Source organism: Peptoniphilus vaginalis, assembly GCF_900176605.1.
Classification (GTDB): Bacteria; Bacillota; Clostridia; order Tissierellales; family Peptoniphilaceae; genus Peptoniphilus_A; species Peptoniphilus_A vaginalis.
Map to the genome: position 1 here is coordinate 130,924 of NZ_FXLP01000005.1, position 21,326 is coordinate 152,249.

General features: G+C 33.6%; 23 protein-coding genes, 2 tRNA genes and 1 other annotated feature. Of the genes, 24 read left to right on the top strand and 1 reads right to left on the bottom strand.

Annotated features, from left to right (window positions below):
- The first annotated feature begins 4 nt into the window (after positions 1-4).
- The 19 genes from rph to CAN42_RS05525 all read left to right on the top strand — a co-directional run bounded on the left by rph (position 5) and on the right by CAN42_RS05525 (position 12,593).
- Complete coding sequence (gene rph, locus CAN42_RS05435) at positions 5-721, top strand: ribonuclease PH (RefSeq protein ID WP_085875856.1); 717 nt, start codon at positions 5-7, stop codon at positions 719-721.
- Positions 718-1,302, top strand: a complete 585-nt coding sequence (rdgB, locus tag CAN42_RS05440; protein ID WP_085875857.1) for an RdgB/HAM1 family non-canonical purine NTP pyrophosphatase — start codon at positions 718-720, stop codon at positions 1,300-1,302. The genes rph and rdgB overlap by 4 nt, the downstream gene beginning before the upstream one ends.
- A 69-nt stretch (positions 1,303-1,371) precedes the next feature.
- A tRNA-His gene (locus CAN42_RS05445) sits at positions 1,372-1,448 on the top strand.
- Between the two features lie 38 nt (positions 1,449-1,486).
- Positions 1,487-1,573: transfer RNA gene (locus CAN42_RS05450), tRNA-Leu, on the top strand.
- Between the two features lie 277 nt (positions 1,574-1,850).
- Positions 1,851-2,246 carry a NusG domain II-containing protein gene (locus CAN42_RS05455; protein WP_085875858.1) on the top strand — a complete coding sequence of 132 codons (396 nt, stop codon included), beginning with the start codon at positions 1,851-1,853 and terminating at the stop codon, positions 2,244-2,246.
- A complete protein-coding gene (locus tag CAN42_RS05460) occupies positions 2,243-2,743 on the top strand; it encodes a Gx transporter family protein (protein WP_085875859.1) in 501 nt (166 codons plus the stop codon). The genes CAN42_RS05455 and CAN42_RS05460 overlap by 4 nt, the downstream gene beginning before the upstream one ends.
- 8 nt (positions 2,744-2,751) lie before the next feature.
- Entirely contained in the window at positions 2,752-3,327 is a 576-nt protein-coding gene (locus CAN42_RS05465) for a Maf family protein (RefSeq protein ID WP_085875860.1), read from the top strand.
- Between the two features lie 23 nt (positions 3,328-3,350).
- Positions 3,351-4,070 (top strand): RadC family protein, encoded by a 720-nt coding sequence (gene radC / locus CAN42_RS05470; RefSeq protein ID WP_085875861.1) that lies wholly within the window; start codon positions 3,351-3,353, stop codon positions 4,068-4,070.
- An 8-nt stretch (positions 4,071-4,078) separates the two neighbouring features.
- A complete protein-coding gene (locus tag CAN42_RS05475) occupies positions 4,079-4,627 on the top strand; it encodes an SGNH/GDSL hydrolase family protein (protein ID WP_085875862.1) in 549 nt (182 codons plus the stop codon).
- Positions 4,614-5,756, top strand: coding sequence for a hypothetical protein (locus CAN42_RS05480; RefSeq protein ID WP_085875863.1), 1,143 nt, complete (start codon positions 4,614-4,616; stop codon positions 5,754-5,756). The genes CAN42_RS05475 and CAN42_RS05480 overlap by 14 nt, the downstream gene beginning before the upstream one ends.
- Positions 5,725-6,165: a type II secretion system protein gene (locus CAN42_RS05485; protein WP_085875864.1), complete on the top strand. Its 441-nt coding sequence runs from the start codon at positions 5,725-5,727 to the stop codon at positions 6,163-6,165. Before CAN42_RS05480 ends, CAN42_RS05485 begins: the two co-directional genes overlap by 32 nt.
- Complete coding sequence (locus tag CAN42_RS05490; RefSeq protein ID WP_245149851.1) at positions 6,149-6,529, top strand: type II secretion system protein; 381 nt, start codon at positions 6,149-6,151, stop codon at positions 6,527-6,529. The genes CAN42_RS05485 and CAN42_RS05490 overlap by 17 nt, the downstream gene beginning before the upstream one ends.
- The gene (locus CAN42_RS05495) at positions 6,474-6,980 is read left to right on the top strand and encodes a PilW family protein (protein ID WP_245149852.1); all 507 of its coding nucleotides are present in this window, start codon (positions 6,474-6,476) and stop codon (positions 6,978-6,980) included. The genes CAN42_RS05490 and CAN42_RS05495 overlap by 56 nt, the downstream gene beginning before the upstream one ends.
- The gene (locus tag CAN42_RS05500) at positions 6,973-7,938 is read left to right on the top strand and encodes a hypothetical protein (protein ID WP_085875865.1); all 966 of its coding nucleotides are present in this window, start codon (positions 6,973-6,975) and stop codon (positions 7,936-7,938) included. The genes CAN42_RS05495 and CAN42_RS05500 overlap by 8 nt, the downstream gene beginning before the upstream one ends.
- Before the next feature lie 14 nt (positions 7,939-7,952).
- The gene (gene efp, locus CAN42_RS05505) at positions 7,953-8,510 is read left to right on the top strand and encodes an elongation factor P (protein ID WP_005955873.1); all 558 of its coding nucleotides are present in this window, start codon (positions 7,953-7,955) and stop codon (positions 8,508-8,510) included.
- A gap of 12 nt (positions 8,511-8,522) precedes the next feature.
- Positions 8,523-8,831 (top strand): CD1247 N-terminal domain-containing protein, encoded by a 309-nt coding sequence (locus CAN42_RS05510; protein WP_062571656.1) that lies wholly within the window; start codon positions 8,523-8,525, stop codon positions 8,829-8,831.
- A 90-nt stretch (positions 8,832-8,921) separates the two neighbouring features.
- A complete protein-coding gene (locus CAN42_RS05515; RefSeq protein WP_085875866.1) occupies positions 8,922-10,187 on the top strand; it encodes a dihydroorotase in 1,266 nt (421 codons plus the stop codon).
- 89 nt (positions 10,188-10,276) lie between these two features.
- Positions 10,277-12,034: a DUF4153 domain-containing protein gene (locus CAN42_RS05520; RefSeq protein ID WP_245149853.1), complete on the top strand. Its 1,758-nt coding sequence runs from the start codon at positions 10,277-10,279 to the stop codon at positions 12,032-12,034.
- A gap of 10 nt (positions 12,035-12,044) precedes the next feature.
- Positions 12,045-12,593: a hypothetical protein gene (locus tag CAN42_RS05525; RefSeq protein ID WP_062571653.1), complete on the top strand. Its 549-nt coding sequence runs from the start codon at positions 12,045-12,047 to the stop codon at positions 12,591-12,593.
- A gap of 59 nt (positions 12,594-12,652) precedes the next feature.
- Here CAN42_RS05525 and CAN42_RS05530 read toward each other — a convergent pair whose 3' ends face one another.
- Positions 12,653-14,287 carry a putative manganese-dependent inorganic diphosphatase gene (locus tag CAN42_RS05530; protein ID WP_085875867.1) on the bottom strand — a complete coding sequence of 545 codons (1,635 nt, stop codon included), beginning with the start codon at positions 14,285-14,287 and terminating at the stop codon, positions 12,653-12,655.
- A 91-nt stretch (positions 14,288-14,378) separates the two neighbouring features.
- On the opposite strand from CAN42_RS05530, the gene CAN42_RS05535 reads away from it, so the two are divergent.
- From CAN42_RS05535 to CAN42_RS05555, 5 genes are all read left to right on the top strand, one after another.
- Positions 14,379-15,581, top strand: coding sequence for an aminoacetone oxidase family FAD-binding enzyme (locus CAN42_RS05535; protein WP_085875868.1), 1,203 nt, complete (start codon positions 14,379-14,381; stop codon positions 15,579-15,581).
- Between the two features lie 80 nt (positions 15,582-15,661).
- Positions 15,662-16,939, top strand: coding sequence for an NAD(P)H-dependent oxidoreductase (locus CAN42_RS05540; protein ID WP_085875869.1), 1,278 nt, complete (start codon positions 15,662-15,664; stop codon positions 16,937-16,939).
- Positions 16,940-16,974: 35 nt separating this feature from the next.
- Positions 16,975-17,385 (top strand): RrF2 family transcriptional regulator, encoded by a 411-nt coding sequence (locus CAN42_RS05545; RefSeq protein ID WP_085875870.1) that lies wholly within the window; start codon positions 16,975-16,977, stop codon positions 17,383-17,385.
- Positions 17,380-17,569 (top strand) — a binding site (T-box leader). Its footprint overlaps the gene before it by 6 nt.
- A gap of 52 nt (positions 17,570-17,621) precedes the next feature.
- A complete protein-coding gene (gene ileS / locus CAN42_RS05550) occupies positions 17,622-20,723 on the top strand; it encodes an isoleucine--tRNA ligase (protein WP_085875871.1) in 3,102 nt (1,033 codons plus the stop codon).
- A gap of 239 nt (positions 20,724-20,962) precedes the next feature.
- Positions 20,963-21,325: a YbaN family protein gene (locus CAN42_RS05555; protein WP_085875872.1), complete on the top strand. Its 363-nt coding sequence runs from the start codon at positions 20,963-20,965 to the stop codon at positions 21,323-21,325.
- Position 21,326 lies beyond the last annotated feature (1 nt).

Below are 21,326 nucleotides of genomic sequence, written 5' to 3' on the forward strand. Positions count from 1 at the left end.
AAATATGAGAGAAGATAGACAAAATGACGAAGCAAGACAGATTAAAATCACTCCAAATTATTTAGAGCATCCCGATGGATCAGTTTTAATAGAATGTGGCAAGACAAGAGTTATTTGTAGTGCCATGATAGAAAACAAGGTTCCAGGATTTTTGAGAGGAAAGAATAAGGGATGGCTTTCAAGTGAATACTCAATGCTACCAGGCTCAACCCCTACTAGAAAAGTTAGAGACATATCAAAGGGGAAGCTTGATGGAAGAAGTAGTGAGATTTCTAGATTAATAGGAAGAGCCTTAAGAACTTGTATAGATTTAGATAAAATTGGAGAGAGAACTATTTGGATTGATTGCGATGTCATATCTGCAGATGGAGGCACAAGGACTGCATCAATAACAGGGTCCTACATTGCCCTTAAACTTGCAGTTAAAAAAGCCTTAGAGAACAATAAGTTCGAAGAAGATCCAATTGTTTCAAAAGTTGCAGCTATTAGTGTTGGGAAAGTCAATGGAGTAAAGCTAGTTGACTTAGACTTTAAAGAAGATTCCAATGCAGATGTAGACTTAAACGTTGTGATGAATGATGACTTCCAACTTATAGAAATTCAAGGTACTGGAGAAAAAGATACATTTTCTATTGAAGAGTTAAATGAATTTTTACAAGGAGCCAAAAGAGGCATTGGAGAAATTTTTGATTATTTTGAAATTTTGGAGCAAAACCTATGAAGAAAATAGTTTTATCTACTGACAACAAAAATAAATTAAGAGAAATAAGAGAAATTTTAGAAGACCTAGACATAGAAATTTTTGGAAAGTCTGATATTGAAGGACTTGATTTTGAAGTAGTCGAAGATGGAGACACCCTCTATGACAACGCATTAAAAAAAGCAGATGCCATGGCAAAAAGAGTAGACCTAGCAGTCCTTGCCGATGACACAGGACTTTTTGTAAATGCACTTAAGGGTGAGCCAGGAGTTCACTCAGCAAGATATGCATCAGAGCATGACGACAAGAAAAATAGAGAGAAACTCTTAAACAATTTAAAGGATAAGGAAGATAGGTCTGCCTACTTTAAAACTCAAATAATTCTAATTGATTCTGAAAAAAATATAATTCCAATTGAAGGAGTTTGCCAAGGAAGAATTTCAAAAGTTGAAAGAGGAGACAATGGCTTTGGTTACGACAGCATCTTCATACCAGATGGCTTTGATAAAACTTTTGCAGAAATGTCTCATGAAGAAAAAAACCAAATTTCTCACAGAGCAAGAGCCCTAAAGAATCTCAGAGAAAAGTTAGAAAACCTATAAAAGATATAAACTTATAAAAGTTTATTGACAATACTTTTTTATTTTGCTATTATATATTTATTGTTCGTGGTGGATATGGCCTAGCTGGTTAAGGCGTCAGATTGTGGTCCTGAAGATCGTGGGTTCGATTCCCACTATCCACCCCACAATATTTAGAAGTGCCTGGCACTTCTTTTTTATTTATGCTAGAGTGGCGGAATTGGCAGACGCACCAGACTCAAAATCTGGCGATCGAAAGATCGTATGGGTTCAAGTCCCATCTTTAGCACCACAAAATTTTATTACTCCTACAGAGTTTACTATCACAAATTTGTGATCATGTAAAACTTTGTAGGAGTTTTTTATTGTTGTTACATTAAATTTTTACCACCAATGCTATTAATTAAGTTGATAGTATAAAAAGATTTACTTATATTTTTGCTTTTAAAAAATTTTTACACCACTTTTACACCAACTTATTAATTCAAATTTAAATTATTTGTAAGTTATAAAAATTTAATTTTTATTTATTAAGTCATTAGTAAATAGAAGTGTGCTATAATGAATTTATGAATAAGATAAAAAAAGCTGATATTTTTGTTATTTTCTTAATAATAATTTCTTCATTTCTTATTTATTTTTTTACTAACAAACTCCCAAAGGGAAAAGATTCTTCATCTAAAAAAGTTGTGATCACCGTTGATGGAAAAATTTTTAAGGAAGTTGATTTAAAAGAAAATACACATTTAGATATTAATGTAAATACACAATATGGTAATAATGAAGTCCATATTGAGAATGGAGAAGTCCAAATGCTAGAGTCTGATTGCAAGGACAAAATTTGCATGAAGATGGGAAAGATTAGTTTGCCAGGAGATTCTATTATCTGCCTACCTAACAGACTCATGGTTAAGATTGTAGAAGATAAACCTAACGATAAGAGTTTGGATATGATTATAAGATGAAAAAAAACACAAAGTTAATTTACTTATCCCTCTTAAGTGCTCTTGGTATTGTGCTTGGTCTTTTTGAGTCCTTGATTCCACTACCTGTAGCTATTCCAGGAGCAAGGCTTGGTCTATCCAATATTGTTGTCCTGGTTACTATAGTTGCCATTGGTTACAAGGAGGGATTTTTTGTAGCTATTTTTAAGACTATACTTTTGGGACTTGTAACAGGAGCAGTATCAAGTTTATTTTTCTCAATGGGTGGGGCAATCTTAAGTTCTATTTCAATGATTATGGCTCACAAATTTTTGAGAAAGCACTTATCTTTAATTGGCATTAGTGAAATAGGATCCTTCTTTCACAACTTTGGTCAGGTACTTGTAGCTTCCTTTATTATGAAAACTACTGAAATTCTTGCTTACCTGCCAATTTTGGTAATTCTTGGAATTTTCACAGGATTTTTTGTTGGACTTACTTCTATGTTCATAGTTGACAATACAAATATTTCTAAATAGAGGAGCTTATGGAAAAAATTATTTTAGCATCAAATTCTCCAAGGAGGAGAGAAATTCTTGGGGAGTTTATAGATTTTGAAATCATCACAAGAGAAATAAATGAAGTTAAGGATGATGCCTTTTCTCCTTGGACAACAGTAATGGGTCTTGCCTTTGGCAAGGGTATAGAGGTAGCCAAGGAAAATGAAGATTCTATTGTTTTATCAGCTGATACCTTGGTGGAACTTGATGGAAAATTAATGGGAAAACCTAAGGATAGAAATGATGCAAGGGACATGATAAGAGCACTAAGAGGAAAGACCCACAATGTATTCACAGGATATGCAATTTTTAAATTATCTCAGGGAATAAAGTACGTGGATTATGAAAAATCTTCTGTAAAATTTTATGACCTAAGTGATGAGGAAATTGAAGATTATTTAGATACTTTAGAGTATAAGGACAAGGCTGGTGCCTATGGAATCCAAGGCAAGGGATCACTTCTAGTTGAAGAAATCCAAGGCGATTTTTTCAATATTGTTGGACTTCCTATTGGGAAAATAAATAGGGACTTAATTAAATTATTTGATTTTAATTTGTGGTAATAAATTTTTTAATGGTGATTTAAATGAAAGAGAAAGATTTTGAGAAGTACACTATAAAGGAAATGCCAGCAGATGAGAGGCCTCAGGAGAAATTAATTAAGTTTGGTCCTGATTATCTTTCTAATGCAGAGCTCTTGGCTCTTATTATTAGGACAGGAAATAGTAAGGGGGATTCTGCCATTGACACCGCCACTAAAGTTTTAAGGTCTCTTAGGTCAGCTAATGATTCTAATGGTCTAAACTCCCTTAAAAATGCCAGTCTTTCAGACCTAATGGAAGTTGATGGAATTGGAGAAGCCAAGGCTGCAATGATTCTTGCTGCAGTTCAATTGGGTATAAGACTTGCTGTTGCAAGTAATGGAACGAAGATAAGGGTTACGTCACCTTCTATCGCTGCGAATTATGTTTTAAGTGAGATGAGTGTCCTAGAACAAGAACACTTTAGGATAATGACCTTAAACACAAAAAAAGAAATTAATTTTATTAGAGAAATTTCTAAGGGGACTATTAACATGACTATAGTCCACTGTAGAGAAGTATTTAGGACAGCTATATCTGACAATGCCCACAGCATAATTTTATTACATAATCACCCAACTGGTGATCCAAGTCCATCAAAGGAAGATATCAAATTAACAAAAGATTTAGTTGAAGCTTCGAAAATTATTGGGATAGATATCTTGGACCACATTATAATTGGGGATAACAAGTACTTTAGTTTTTTGGAAGAAGGACTTTTGTAGGAGGTCTTATGAAGTTTTGTGCCTTAGGCGATTCTATTTTTGAGGGATTTTTAGTTGGAGGAAAATCCTTAATTTATTACTTATCGGGAAAAGGTTATGATATAGATAACTATGGGGTTAATGGTCTAACAAGTGATGAGTTACTTTTGACTCTAGACAATTTAATTCCCTACGATGTAAATTTGATTTGTATTGGTTTAAATGATTTTTACAACGGAAAGTCTCTTGACTATGTTTTAAAGAATATTATAAAAATTGTAGAAAAGCTCAAAGAGAATAAGGGAAAAATTTTTATAATCACGCCATACCCCACTTCATTTTTAAATTTCGACGAAGCTTATAAGAGTTTTATCAACTTCACATCTGTAAACAATAAAATAAAAGAATTTGATAGGCTTTTAAAGGAAAGAGAAGGAGACTACAGGGTCATTTCCTTTTATGACTATGCAAAATCAAACTACATTGAAGAAGATTTAATCGATGGTATTCATCCAAACATCAAATTACATAAAGAACTAGCAGATTATCTTGAGGAAAAACTAAATGGATATTTATGATATTTTTTGCAAAAAAATTGGATATAGAAAACTTTCTAAGAGAGAAAAAATTTTATTTAGTATTTTGATTTTACTTGTAATTGAATTCTTATTTTACACCTTCTTATTAAAGAACCAAGTTCAAAGTACATCAGAATCAAACTTGAAAGAAGATCGAGCCCCAATAGAAGATGAATTTACATATAAGGGTTTTGATGACTTTTCACAAGACAAGCTTGAAAAGATTTCTAATGAAGGCAATATAAGTAAAGAAGGTTTTTCTAAGGACTCTCAAAGTGATATTGAAAGTTTAATTATTAGTGGAAAAGTTAGCTCACTGGATTTAAATACAATTGAAAGTCTTACAAATTATTATGGCTATTCAAACATTGACTTGTTAAGAAGTGATGAGGGAAACTTCACTTATAGCTTTAAGGCAGAAAAACCTTCCAAGGCAATTTCTTATAATGACTTAAAGAAGGCTTACTTTGGAGAAAGTAATCTTAAAGAAGAAGTTAAGCTACAAGAAGAAAAGAAAGTTGCAAGTGAAGAAAATAAAGTTGAAAAAATTACAAACTCTAAGAAGAATATAAAGATAGAAAATAAAAAGCAAACAAAAACAAGTAAGAAAACAAATTATAAGCACAAGAATCAAATTAAGGCTCACGAAGAAAAAATAAATAAGTTAAAGAAAAATCATTTTGCAGTGATACCTTCAATTTTGCCTGAAGAAAAGAAAAGCGAAAGTATATTTGATTTTGCTCATAATAAGGTGGATGAAGGGTTAAAGTTTGCTGAAAGCGATGGTATAAAGCTAGACTATTACCCAGAAGATAAAATAACATCTGTCTACGCAAGTAAGAAGGATATAAAAGATCTTGTTAAACTTGGTGTTGATAGGCACTGTAATGGTGTGTCTCTTTCAATTTATATTCCAAATAAGTCCTTTAAAGAGATGGGGACTATAAATATTGCTGGACAAATCTTACCTTATAGGGGAGAATTTTTAGAAAGCGAGTGGACGAGAATAGACCTATATCAAAATGATATAAGCTACATTTACTTTATGCCAGAAGACGACAAGGACTTACTTATCTTTATAAAAGAAGTTGATTACCATGAAGAAGAACAAAGCCTTTACCCTAATTGAGCTAGTAATTTGTATTGGAATAATTTTACTTCTCTTTAGCATTGGAGGACTTAACTTTAAGATAAGAGACAGGGTTCAAGCTAGGGAACAAATAAAGGAACTGGCTCTTGATTTAAAATTTTTGAAAAATTATTCTCAAATAAACAACATAAGGACATCATTGACCTTAAGTGATGGTGGATATTCAATAAATTTTGGTGAGAAAGAAAAAACTGTTAAATTCAATTCTCTTGTGAAGTTGGAATCTACAAACTTGGATAAAATTACTTTTTCAAGTAAGGGTAAGCCTTCTTACTTAGAAGAAAAGTCATCTGCTGGTACAATGATTTTTTCTATTGGAGATAAGAAGTACAAGATAACAATTCAGCCAGTTACAGGTAAGGTGAATTTTATTGAAATTAAGGAATAAAAACAAGGGACACTTAATGCTTGAAGTTTTATTTTCTATTGCTCTCTTGGCATTAATTGCAACGACAATACTTCCAAATGCAATAAGTCTTTTAAAAAATCAGAACTACATTGGAGAAAGAGAAGAGTTAATTAGTCTTATGACTTCAAGGATGGAAGAAATTATTGGAAGTGCTTACAACAATGAGGACTTGAATTTTAATTTTGATTCTTCAGAAAATCATAATGACAAATTTAAAATAGAAATACAAAATGATTCTAGCGACAAGCTAAACCACCTAACTTTAAGAGGAAAGAGACGAGGTTCTGATGAAGAAATTAAGATGGAGGTTTACCTCAAAAAGCAAGGCCTATTCACTGATTGAACTTGTGATGTCCATGGCCATGCTCCTAATTATTGGTATGGTAATCACGTCAATTTTAGGAGTATCACAAAAGGCTCTTACAAAAACTTACGAGAATGAAAATATTTCATCGGACTTGTCCTATGCTGTGGAGTACATAAAAGATGAAATTAGTGCTGCTGATTATTACACTGTAATAGACGGCAAAATATATTTCATTCAGCCAAGGGGCAAAAAATATAATTATGTATCCTTTGGAGTCAATGAGAAAAAATTATACAGGTATTCTATCTTAATAGATAGTTTAAAAAAGAGAAATAAAATTCACAGCGACGGAGTTAACGCCCTAATAGATAATGTCAATTCATTTTCCCTTGAAGATGATGGCGATTATTTTGCTGTAAAAATTGGATACAAGGATAAAGAAAAAATTACAAGAAAGATTGCAAAGAGGTCAAGGCTTTATGAGTAAAAGAAAAAAGGGATACATTTATATTTTTACAATTTTACTCATTAGCCTTCTTGCAATCTTTTTTTATTTTATGTACTCCTACATGACAAGCTCTACTTACATAAATAAAAATAGGTTGGAGTCCATACAGGCAAATTATGCTCTTGAGTCAACATTAAATATAAAATTATCACAAGATGACTTCCAAGATGAATTGGAAAATTTTATTTTTCATAAAACAACAAATAAGTTAAGCTTAGAAAAAATTCCAGAGGACACTGAGGTCCTAAGCCTTAACTTCAAGTTAGAAGACTACCGAGATGAAAATAAAAAGCTTGTCGATATGGTGAGCTTAAACAGTCAGATAAAATATAAAAACACCTTAGTTGGTGGAAAAGTAAAGGGCAACTATATGAATAGGATTTACAAAGAAGAAGATGGTGTACTTAATTCTTCAAAAGTTAGTCCTGACTATCTCTCAGTCCTAAAAGAAAAATTTAAGGACGATAAGTGGTTAGACAAGGGCAAGAAAAAAATTTATTTAGATGGAGATTTTGTTTATGATTTCAAAAATGGCAATTACATAATCTATGAAGAGTTAGAAGTCTTTGATGAAAAGAGTCAAAGCTATGTAAAGAAACTAAATCCACTTTATAAGCTAAAGGACAATGAAATAATAATTCAAGAATCTGGAAGCTTGAAAATTTTATCCATAAACCCTATTCAAATTTTAATAATAAATGATAAAGTAATGTTTAATGATAATGCATTATCTGGTATAATTATTCTAAAGGAAAATGCACAAATTGCTAATACTTGTACTTTAAATGGATATTTAATAGACCTATATGACAGAAACTCAGGTATAGGAGTTAAATATTCATCACAAGTCTTCAGGATCTATGGTTATTTGTTGCCTGAATACATAAAATTTCAGCCAATTTCACTTAACTACTATGACATAGAAGATAATACTTAAATATGGAGGATAATATGATCAACGCAGGAGAATTAAGAAAAGGACTTACATTTGAATGGGATGGAGATGTTTGGGAAGTTATTGACTTCCAACACGTTAAGCCAGGAAAGGGTGCTGCCTTTGTAAGGAGTAAAATTAAATCAGTACTTACTGGTGGAATTAGAGATACAACATTTAACCCATCTGAAAAATTTGAAAAAGTTGTTATTGAAAACAAAGAAATGCAATACCTATATTCTGATGGTGAACTTTATTACTTCATGGATCAAGAATCTTACGAACAAATTCCACTAGAAAAAGATATGGTTGAAGATGCACTTAACTTTATCAAGGAAAATGACATGGCAACTATTAACTTCTACAAGGGTAAGGCATTTAGGGTAACTCCTCCTAACTTTGTTGAGTTGGAAGTTACTCAAACTGAACCAGGAGTTAAGGGTGATACATCAAGTGGTGGATCTAAACCAGCTACAGTTGAAACAGGCTTTACTCTTAATGTGCCACTATTTATCAATACAGGCGATATGATAAGAATTGACACTAGAGATGGCGAATATATGTCTAGAGTTTAATTTGGAGGGATTATGGAATATTTATTAAAGAGAATATCTTACCTACAAGGTCTTTGTGACGGTTATGATTTAGACACTACTACAAATGAAGGAAAAATTATTTCCGAACTTGTAGATATCCTAAGTGATGTTATTGATGAGATGAGAGAATCTCGTGAAGAAATCGAAGACTATGTAGACATTATCGAAGAAGATCTTGCTGATCTTGAAGATTATGTTTATGAAAATGACGACATTGATTTCGAATTATACGATGATGACTTCGACTTTGACGACTTAGATATTTATGACGAAGACGAAGAAGAAGCAGAAGAAGAATAAAATATTTTAAAAGACGAGGGTGACCTCGTCTTTTTTAGGATGTAGATTTTTATTAATATTAATATAATTTTTTAAAACAAAGGAGATACTATGATAATCAAGGGTGGAAGAGTAATTGATCCCCTATCTAAAAGAGATGAAGTTTTAGATATAAAAATTGAAGAGGGCAAGATTGTAAAAATTGTAAAAGAAATTGAAGCTTCTGATGTCAAAGAAGAAGTCATAGATGCAAGAGGAAAACTTGTAGTACCTGGACTTATTGATGTCCACGTTCACTTTAGAGACCCTGGTCAAACTCAAAAGGAAGACCTAGTGACAGGAAGTCAAGCTGCTATTGCTGGTGGATTTACAAGTGTAGTCCAAATGGCAAACACAAGTCCAAAAATTGATTCAAAAGAAAAAATCATAGAACATTACAAAAGGGCGAGGGACCTAGCTCTAAAGGTATATACAGTTTCAGCACTAACAAAAAATTTTGGAGACTTGGAACTTGTTGACATGGAAGAAAATTTTAAGAGGGGAGCTATTGCCTTCACAGATGACGGAATCCCAAATAGAAATTCAAAACTTATACTTGAAGCAATGAATAGGGCAAAGGAACTTGGTGCAATAATATCCTTTCACGAAGAAGACCCAGAATTAATTGAGCAAAATGGAATAAACCACTCAGAAGTTTCTGATAAACTTGGCATTTATGGATCGCCAAACATTGCAGAAACATCTTTTATAGCAAGGGATGTAGCAATGGCAATTTATACGGGAGCAAAAATTTCCATCCAACATATTTCCACAGGACTTGGGGTGGACCTAGTTAAGTTTGGCAAGGAAATGGGAGCAAATATTTATGCAGAAGTAACTCCTCATCACATAGCCTTAAATGATTCAGCAGTATTAGAATATGGTAGTCTTGCCAAGATGAATCCACCCCTAAGAAGTGAAGAGGATAGACTTAGAATCATTAGGGGAATAAAAGAAGGAACAATAGAAATAATTGCAACAGACCATGCACCTCATACAGCCGAAGAAAAAGCTAAGGAATTAACTAAGGCACCATCAGGCATCATTGGACTTGAAACTTCTTTTTCTATTTGTTATGAAAATTTAGTTTTGACAAAGGAAATTAGTTTAATGAAGTTAATAGAACTTATGTCTACAAATCCAGCGAGAATTTATGGACTCGAAGGAGGAGAAATTGGTGAAGGTAAGATTGCAGACCTTGCAATAATAGACTTGGAAAGTGAGTACAAGATAGATAAATATAAATCAAAATCTTCTAACACACCCTTTAAGGACAAAACTTTGAGAGGAGAAGTCCTATATACAATTTCTGAAGGAAAAATTGTATTCAAAAAATAAATATGTCAAAGTGGATACAATGATTAAAGTTTTGCACAAATTCTTTAAAAATCCTTTTCATTAGTATATGATAAAAAAAGGAGGTAGTTATGAAAAAACTAAATTTAAAAATTTTGGATTTTAAAAGTATAAAAGATACCTTTAAAAGATTTCCATTGACAATAACATCAGCAACACTTGCAAGTATATTTTTTATTATAGCTACTTATGATGAATATGCAGAAGACTTTAACAACAAGATGATTTCTTATGGTCTGGTCTTTGCCTTTGCAATTTTTTTATATGCTTTTATAAAACTTTTTAACGAGGGACTTAGAAATTTTTATGACCTGAAAAATTTAAAAAACAATAATTTATTAAAAGTAATTTCCTATATAATAACTCTGCCCATACTCTATGGAATTTATGAGCTAGTTTATGACGAGGCAGGACCTCTCTCAAACTATAATGACAATTTTGTATATTTTAGCTTGATTGCTTTCTTAGTTGTGGGGACCTCCTTTGTGGCAAAATTTAATTACCACAAAGACTATGTTGCCTATGTGGCAAAAATTTTAAGAGCCTTTATAATATCAAATATTTACAGCTTCATAGTATTTGTAGGAATTTCAAGTATAGTTTTTGCCCTAGACTCACTTTTTAAATTGGAGTTTGGATCCTTAGTTTATTTGAGGATTGGAATTTTTTCCTTTATTTTATTTAACGTCATAACTTTTTTTCAAGATTTTCCAAAGGTAAGGGATTCCTTCACCGATTACAAGTATCCAAAGCCCATTGGAATTCTTTTGGTATATATAATCACACCACTTGTGATTATCTACACCCTAATTCTATTGGCTTACTTTATAAAGATTTTAGCTCTTTGGCAAATTCCAAATAATTTAATAGTAAATCTTGTAATTTGGTTTGCAGCTTTTTCAGTTGTGTACTTATTCTTCCTATCAAGGGTGGACTCAATTGGATTTATAAATAAATTAAAGGTATTTTTTCCAATAAGTTTGTTCCCGCTCCTTGGCATGATGTTCTTTGCCATTTATTTAAGAGTTAGGGAGTATGGGCTAACTGAAAACAGGTACTTAGTAATAGCGGGAGGACTTTGGGTGTTTTTATCCCTAATTTATTATATTTTTTATAGGGAAAATTCAAACATCACTGTCCCAATTTTTCTTGCTGCAATAATTTTAGTTACTGGCATTGGACCGGCGTCGGCTACTAGACTTAGCGTTAGGTCACAAAATGCAAGATTTGAAAGATTGTTAAAGGAAAACAACATGATTGCAGGAGAGGACATAAGGTCTGATGTAAATATTGATAGCTACGTAAAAAACCAACTAATAGATATAGTCTCCTACATGGATAAGCGAGATAGGATAGAGGACTTAAAGTATCTTCCAAAGGACTTTAAACTTAGCGAAGAGAACTTCACAAAAGTTTTTGGCTTCTCCAATAAGGTTGAAAATCAATCTTATCTTGGATACTCTTACACAGATAACATTGTAGACAAGGGAGATCTTGGATTTAATATTGACATAGAAGGTTACAAAAATATGATTTTCGTCTATTCTCTTGATCATATTTCCACTTGTGGAGATTACAAGTTTGAGAAAAAGAAGAAGGAAATAAATATTTATAAAAAATCTAAAGGTGACTACGAGCTTCAAAAGACAATTGACCTTCTTGCACTTAGGGATAAGCTAAAGACCCTAAAGAAGACTAAAGATGAAATAAAACTTGATGACCTAGCAATAGAGGATGTAAACTTTAAAATTTATTTCACAAATATTTATTTTGGAAATGAAGACAATATTGAGAATGCCTACGTTGAATTCTATCTCTTGACTAAGTAGGAGGGATAAGATGTATTATATAAATTTTGAAAATGATGTTTTTATTGATGAGAACATAGACCTTTCACACCTAAAGGACCTTGTAAGGATTTATTTAAATAGGTGCGATTCTTATCAAATTACAATCTTAAAAGAAGACAAGAAGTCGAAGAAAATTCTTGACGACTTTGCAGTTTATTCTGATGAGAATGGATACGAGTATATCCTTCAGGGAATTGTAGATGAGGACTTAAAAGAAATGATTTTAAAAAATCTCATTGGTCATATGGCACTAAACTTTATGGGCCTCAGCCTTTATGATGATGGAATTTTAAAATTGGAAATCCTAAATTATGGCAGCGAAGTCTACATCTATGGCTTTGATAAAAAAACTGTTGTAGAATTTTCTGATGAACTTGAAAAAGTTTATGGGATAAGAGAAGTCAATGTCTATATAGATGAGATGGGGCAAGAAGAAAGCCACGACCACGACCATCATGACCATGATCATTCTTGTGGTTGCTCGTCACAGGAAGACCAGGACAAGTCATGTGACTGTGGTGGGTCTAGTAACAATTAAAAGTCAAACAAAAAGAGTCTATCATGTGATGTGATAGGCTCTTATTTTAGTACATAGTTTTATGAAAGTTCTTCTGATATAGCAGATGAAATTTTTGGAAGTAGTTGCTTCTTTCTTGATAGGAGACCCTCTGATAAGAATTTATCGCCCACAAGCTCTTTGTCAAACTTTCTTGCAATTGCTTCTTTGAAAGATCCTGCCAAGATTACTTCAGAAACTTCCTTAAAGATGTCGGTGATCATTAGGATGAAGGATTCTGCATCAGAAGAAGCTACAAAGTTTTCCATGGCTTCCTTGAGGTCATTTTCTACCGAAGCTGTGGAGTCAAGGTCCATAGTAAAGATTTGACAGACCCTAACATTAACTCCTTCAATGGAGAAGTTTTTGACGTCAGACTTTAGAAGCTCATCAGGTTTTCTACCTTCAAGGCTGGTACCTGCACGAAACATTTCCATAGCAAAGTCTTCTACATTTATGGCTGCAATTTTCTTCATCTTGTTTAGGACATACTTGTCAGTTTCTGTTGAAGTAGGTGACCTAAAGAGTAGGGTATCAGAAATAATTGCTGCACAAAGAAGTCCAGCAACTTCACGAGATGGTTTTATTCCATTTTCGAAAAACATCTTTGACACAATAGTTGCAGTTGATCCAACAGGTTCATTCCTAAAATAAATTGGGGAAGATGTAGACACATTTGCCACCCTGTGGTGGTCCACAATTTGAATGATTTCTGCTGAGTCTATGTCGTCAATGGATTGGTTTCTTTCGTTGTGGTCTACTAGGATTATTTTTTTCTTCAAGTTTGAAATCAAATGGTATCTTGAAATATTTCCTATAACCTTGCCCTTGTTGTCAAGAACTGGGTAGGACCTAAATCTTGATTGGGACATTTTTTCTCTAACGTCGTCAATCAAATCATCCTTGTGAAAGACTACTAAGTCATCTCTTGTCATTACATATTCAACAGGAACAGCTTGGGGCAAAAGTCTTGCCACCATAAAAGTTGAAAGGCCAGTTGAAATTACTGCAACATTATTTTCTTTTGCAAGTTTCATAAGTCTATCATCAAGCTTGCTTGATATAGTTAGGATTAAAAGAGATATTCCCTTTCTTATTACAGATTCTTGGTCTTTGACATCATCGCCAACTATTACAATGTCTCCTTCACTTATGAGGTCTTGATTTTTTATTGCCTTGACAGCCATCTTACCTGAGAGACTTCTTGGCTTTTCGGGAAGGTAGAGAACCTTGCCCCTAAGTACATCTAAAATATTTTCAAAGCTTGTGTTGGACCTTCCAATGATGGAGTCGTCCCAAATCTCCATGTAAGTTGATGCTATGTTGGAAAGACTAACTATTCCAATTAAGTTGTCTTCGTCATCAACAACTGGAAGAGAGCTAATATTATTTTTTTGAATTAGATCCATGGCAGAAGCCATTGATAGGCTTGGGTTGACACAGTAGGCAGCATCAATTTCAATGTCACGAACTTGTGGCTTGATAGAAGTCTTTAACCTTGGCTTTTGCACCTTAAAATAATCAAGGACAAATTCTGTTTCCCTATTTAAGTTTCCCAACCTAATTGCTTCAGCGTCTTGCCCCATCTTGTTTTTTAATTCTGCAAGTGCAATGGCAGAACATATACTATCAGTATCTGGATTTTTGTGACCAGTAATATAAATTTTATTCTTCATAAATCCTCCAAATTTCTAAGACATTATAACATAAAATGGCTTAAATCTTGTAATAATATGTGAACTTAGGATATAATTTAGGGGTGATAATATGAATATAATTATAATTGGAGCAGGGGCAAGTGGAATTGTCACTGCTATAAATGCAAAGAATGAAAATAATAGGGTTATTCTCTTGGAGAAAAATGATAGGATTGGGAAGAAGTTATTGGCAACTGGCAACGGCAGGTGCAACTACACCAATATGATCTTGTCAGAGAAAAATTATTCTTCGCCTGACTTTGTAAAGAGAACTCTAGAAGAATTTTCTAATGAAGATTTAATAAATTATTTTAAAATGTTAGGTCTTGAATCTACACTTGATGGTAATAGGGTATATCCCATAAGCCTAAAGGCAAATTCTGTCTTAAATATTTTGATTTACTGGCTTGAGAAAAAGGGAATTGAAGTGAAAACCAAGAGCCAGGTTAAGGAAATCAAGAAAATAAAAACAGGCTATGAAGTCATAACTAATGGTGAAATTTTTAAAGCCGATGTGGTAGTACTTGCCTTTGGAGGGAAGGCCATGCCAGCAAGTGGCTCTGATGGTGTGAGTTTTGAAATTCTAAAGAAGATGGGGATAAGGGTGACTGACCTAAAGCCAGCCCTTACTCAATTAAAGCTTGATTCAAAATATTTAAAGCACCTAAGTGGGACAAAGGTAATAGGTCGTGCAAGACTCCTAAGGGATGAAAAAGTCATAGAGGAGAGAGAGGGCGAAATTTTATTTACCAATTATGGTATAAGTGGTCCACCAATCTTGGATATGTCTATTAATGCTAAGGAGGGCGACATCATTGAAGTACCTCTAATCAATAACTTAAAGAAGGACAGCATTGATATGGTCTACAACAGGTACTATATGTTTCCAGATTTTTCCCTTGAAGAATTTTTAATGGGGCTTGTTGACAAGAAGTTCATCCACTATATTGTGGACTCACTTGATATGGACAAGAACACAGCGATGAATATGATTTCTATGGGAGACTTTGAAAAAATTATTGGACTTCTTTTAAAATCTCACTTTAAAGTAACAAGCAACACTGGATTTAAAAATGCCCAAGTGACAAGGGGTGGAGTTTCTTTAGAAGAAGTCAGCCCAGAAAATTATGAGTCAAAAAAGTTTAAAGACCTATATATAATTGGTGAAGCTCTTGATATTGATGGAGACTGTGGAGGCTATAATCTACACTTCGCTTTTGGATGCGGTTATAGACTTGGAAAATTATTGAGGGAAAAAAATTTACAAAAGTAATTTGCAATAGAAGTAAAATCAGATTAAAATAATTTTTGTGAATAATTTTTTATAGATTTTGCAATAGATTTGGAGGAAGAATGTTCTACTTACAGAAAAAATTAAAGGAATTTGGGAATATTTCTGTTGGAATTGTTGGCTCAGGTATTATGGGAAGTTCGCTTTTCACCTTGCTTAGCCAAAATGAAAATTTTTATCCCATAGTGTTTTCCTCAAGAAATAAAAAGACACTAGAGTCTGCTATTGAAGCAGCAAATATAAATAAGGATGAACTTGCCTTTACAGATGACATTGAAGAGGCAAAGAAACTTTTAAAGGAAAAGAAATACATCGCCACTACAAATAATTTAATAGCGGCATCCCTTGTGGACTGTCTAGTGGACTGTACTGGGGACACAGAAACTGGTACAAAATTATCCCTTGTTGCCATTGAGAATAAGGTTGATATTGTAAGTCTCAATGTAGAAATGGATGCAACAGTTGGCCCATACTTAAAAGTCTTGGCAGATAAAAAGGGCGTAGTCTATTCTGGAACCAAGGGCGATGAGCCAGGAGCCATTGTGGAAATTTTTGAGTTTGCACAAAACTGTGGCTTTGACGTCCTAGTCCTAGGTAAGGGAAAAAATAATGAATTAAATAATTATGCAACGCCAGATAGTTTAAGAGAAGCTGCAGAGAAAAAGGGAATTAACCCAAGGATGCTAACTTCCTTTGTTGATGGAACAAACACAATGATTGAGCTCAATGCAGTTTGTAATGCTCTTGGATTTGTGCCAGATGTAAGAGGTTGTCACTTTGTTAGTACTGAACCAAAAAATATAGCCGAAGACTTTAAGCTAAAGGAAGATGGGGGAATTTTAAATTCCTATGGGGTTGTTGACTTCGCTACAGGAATTGCTCCAGGAGTCTTTGCAGTAGTAAGACCTAAGTCAGACATAATAGATATGGAAATGAAATACTTATCTATGGGTGATGGTCCAAATTATACAATATACAGGCCCTACCACTTGACTAGCATCGAGACAATTATTTCTATTATAAAGGCAGTTGTATTAAGAGATGAATCAATAGCTCCACTTGGTAGACCCTTTGCAGAAACAGTTTCAGTTGCAAAGAGAGACATCAAGAAGGGAGAGAAGTTTGACTCCATTGGCGGCGAGATGATTTTTGGAAGTCTTGAAACTAAAGAAGAACAAGAAAGAGGCAACCATCTACCAATAGGGATAGTAACAGAAGGATCCTTTGCAAAAAGAGATATTAAAAAGGGAAGCCTGCTCACTTATGATGATATATCCTTAAATATGGATTCGGAAATAGTAAACTTGCGAAAAATTCAAGATGACTATTTTAAAATTTAAATTTTGATGGTATAATATCGTAAATAGGTGATAATATGAGAATAACACAAGAAACAGACTATGCATTTCGTATTGTAAGTTATCTAGCAGCAAATGAGGGAAAGGTTGTTGGAGCGCCACAAATAGCTGAAAGCGAAGGTGTTACAAAAAGATTTACCCTAAGAATACTAAGAAAATTGAATTTAGCTGGAATTACAGATGCGAAGAGAGGCTCTAAGGGCGGATATTTTTTAAAGAAGCCTAAGGAAGAAACCACTTTGTATGATATAATTGTAGCAGTAGATGGTCCTATTGAAATCAATAGGTGTCTACAAGAAGAGGATTCATTCTGTAGCAAGCATCCTGATGGATACAAAAGAAGTTGTAAATTCCACCGTGCCCTTGCTGGTATGCAATCAGATATTATTAAGATGTTTAAGAGTCAAACAATTGACAACTTTATATAAGCTTTGATGAGGATGGTAATTTCTAGAAAGTTAGAGAACAGTTGGTTGGTGCAAAACTGCCTTTCGAAATTTTACAGATCACCTTGGAGCTCAAGAGTCAAAAGCTCTTGCGTAATTTTGCGTTAAGATATTAAGTGATAGTTTCCTATAATTAGGGTGGTACCGCGGTTAGTTCGTCCCTTCTCTTTTGAGAGGGGACTTTTTTTATACAAAAATTGGAAGAAAAGGAGATTTAGATGAAAGTATTTAAAGAATTATCTAAAGATAGTGTAAGTGTTAGAGAAGAACGAGTCTCAAAGTTTTGGGACGAAATTGATCTTCTACATGAATCTGTGGAATCAAGAAAAGATGGAGAAAATTATATATTCTATGAAGGACCTCCAACTGCTAATGGAAAGCCAGGCATTCACCATGTAATGGCAAGAACTCTTAAGGATTTAACTTGTAGATACCATACAATGCTTGGTTATCAAGTTAAGAGAAAAGCAGGTTGGGATACACATGGTCTTCCTGTAGAAATAGAAGTAGAAAAGAAATTAGGTCTTCACAACAAACAAGACATAGAGTCTTATGGGGTTGAAGCCTTTAATAAAAAGTGTAGACAATCTGTTTTTGAATATGAAAAAGAATGGAGAACTCTTACAAGAAGAATGGGTTACTTAATCGACTTAGACCACCCATATATCACACTTGAAAACTCTTATATTGAATCAGTTTGGCACATCCTAGACAAGATGTTTAAGGATGGTCTAATTTATGAAGGCCACAAAATTGTTCCTTACTGCCCAAGATGTGGAACTGGACTTGCATCTCACGAAGTTGCACAAGGTTATGAAGAAATAAAAACTACAACAGCAACTTGTAGATTTAAGTTAAAAGATAAGGAAAATGAATACTTCTTGGCATGGACAACAACACCATGGACACTTCCATCTAACGTTGCCCTAGCAGTTAATCCAAAAGTTGAATACGTAAAGGTTAAGCATGCTGACGGACACATCTACTATGTAGCAAAATCTCTTGCTAAGCAAGTCTTTAAGGATGATGAATATGAAGTCCTAGAAGAAATCCTTGGTAAGGATCTTGAATACACAGAATATGAACAACTCCTTAATTTCCTTAAAGTAGATAAAAAAGCATTTTATGTAATCTGCGCTGACTATGTTACAACTGAAGATGGTACTGGTATTGTTCACATTGCTCCTGCCTTTGGTGAAGATGACTATCAAACTGCAAGAGGATATGACCTTCCAATGTTAAAACCAGTTGATGAAGAAGGTAAGTTTACAGATACACCTTGGAAGGGTCAATTTGTAATTGATGCTGACCACGATGTTCTTCACTACCTAATGGATCACGATCTTTTATTCGCAAAACAAAAGGTACTTCACAATTATCCACACTGCTGGAGATGTCACACTCCACTTATTTACTACGCACACCCATCATGGTATATAGAAGTAACTAAGTTTAAGGACAAGTTAATTGAAAACAACAATGGAGTAAATTGGTTCCCAGACTTCGTAGGAGAAAAGAGATTTGGAAATTGGCTAGAAAACTTAAATGACTGGGCAATCTCTAGATCAAGATATTGGGGTACACCACTTCCAATTTGGAGATGTGAGTGTGGTCACACAGAATCTGTTGGCTCAATAGAAGATTTGAGAAATAAGGCAATAGAAGATGTGGCAGAAGATGTTGAACTTCACAGACCTTACGTCGACGATATCCATCTTAAATGTCCTAAGTGTGGCAAGCCAATGACAAGGGAAGCAGACGTAATTGATGTTTGGTTTGACTCAGGAGCTATGCCTTTTGCTCAATGGCACTATCCATTTGAAAACAAGGACAACTTTGGCGAACTATTCCCAGCAGACTTTATATGTGAAGGAATTGACCAAACAAGAGGTTGGTTCTACTCACTAATTGCAATATCAACTTATATGACTGGCAAGAGCCCTTACAAGAATGTACTTGTTAATGACCTTATCCTTGATAAGGAAGGCAAGAAGATGTCAAAATCTCGTGGTAACACAGTTGCTCCTTTTGAACTCTTTGACAAGTATGGAGCTGACGTTGTAAGGTGGTACCTACTTTATGTATCTCCACCATGGACTCCAACAAAGTTCGACGAAGATGGACTACGTGAAATTGAATCAAAATTCTTTAGATCTTTAAGAAACACTTACAACTTCTTCAGCCTATATGCAAACACAGATAAGATTGACCCAAGAGAAGTTAAGGTTTCCTATGATGACTTAGAAGAAATTGACAAGTGGTTATTGTCTAAGTACAACAGACTTGTTAAAAACGTAAGAAAAGATATGGATGAATTTGAACTTACAAAAGTTGTAAGAGAAATTCAAGATTTTGTTATAGAAGATGTTTCCAACTGGTACATCAGAAGAAATAGAAGAAGATTTTGGAAGACTGACAAGGACAACACAAAGATTGCCGTTTACAAGACAACTTATGAAGTTTTACTTGGTGTGACAAAATTAATTGCTCCTATGGTTCCATTCCTTTCAGAAGAATTATTTAAGTCACTTACTGATGAAGAATCAGTTCACTTAGCTGACTATCCAAATTATGATGAAAATATGATTAAGGATAAGGTTGAAGAAAAGATGGACCTTGTAAGAGACCTTGTAACTCTAGGAAGAGCTTCAAGAGAAGAAGCAAAGATAAAGGTTAGACAACCACTTTCTAAGGTTATCATTGATGGAAAGTACAAGGAAATCATTGGCGACTTAACAGAACTTATCAAGGAAGAACTTAACGTTAAGGAAGTTCAATTTGAACATGACCTTTCAGAATATATGGAATTTGAACTTAAACCAAACTTTAAAGTTTGTGGTAGCATCCTAGGTGCAAAGGTTAAGGACTTTGGCAAGGCTCTTAGAGAAGCAGATGCAAAAGACCTACTAGCTAAACTTGAAGAAGGTAAAGTTAAGCTTGAACTTGCTGGCGAAGAAACAGAAATTGAAAGAGACTTTGTTGAAGTAAAAATTTCTGCAAAAGAAGGCTTTGACGTAATAATGGAAAACAACCTCTTTGTTATCCTTGACACAGAACTTAATGAAGAACTTCTAAATGAAGGTTATGTAAGAGAATTTGTATCAAAGATCCAACAACTAAGAAAGAAGAAAGACTTAGATATTCTTGACAACATTAAGATTTCATACAAGTCTGATGATGAAGTTGAAAGAGCTATTGAAGCAGATAAAGAATTTATCAAATCAGAAACTCTTGCACTTGAAGTTGTAAAGGAAGACAACGAAGCAGAAGTTGAAAGCCTAAATGGTCACGACATTAAAATAAATATTGAAAAAATGTAAAGCTTATAAGCTTAAGGCCTCTGGGGAACCAGGGCCTTATTTTTTTACCTTGATTTGCACATAAAATTAACTACGGTTAACAAGGTTGCAGTCCCTATAAATCAAGGCATAGGGCAAATACGATTAATATATTTAAGAAAAACAAAATGATATAAGCTATCAATATTATTTACTTACAAAAACTTCTCTGCTAGTATTTATTTTGAAAAATTGAGAAAACAAAGTTAAGGAGGAAATAATTGAAAATTTTATTTTTAATATTTGGATTTATATTTTTGGGGATAGGAATAGTTGGAATATATTTGCCCTTATTACCTACGACTCCCTTTTTGTTACTAGCAACCTATTGCTTCGCAAGAGGATCAAAGAAGTTTAATGACTATTTTATTTCTACTAAATTTTACAAGAATAATATTGAGCCAATAAAAAATAAGAGTGGAATGACAAGGAAGAGGAAGATAAAGATTCTTATGACAATCACTTTCTTTTTAGCTATATCATTTTATTTTGTAAACAACTTGCATGCGAAAATTACACTCTTATTAGTGCTTATTTTTCATTACATATATTTTATTTTTAAAATCAAGACAATCGAGGAGTAGA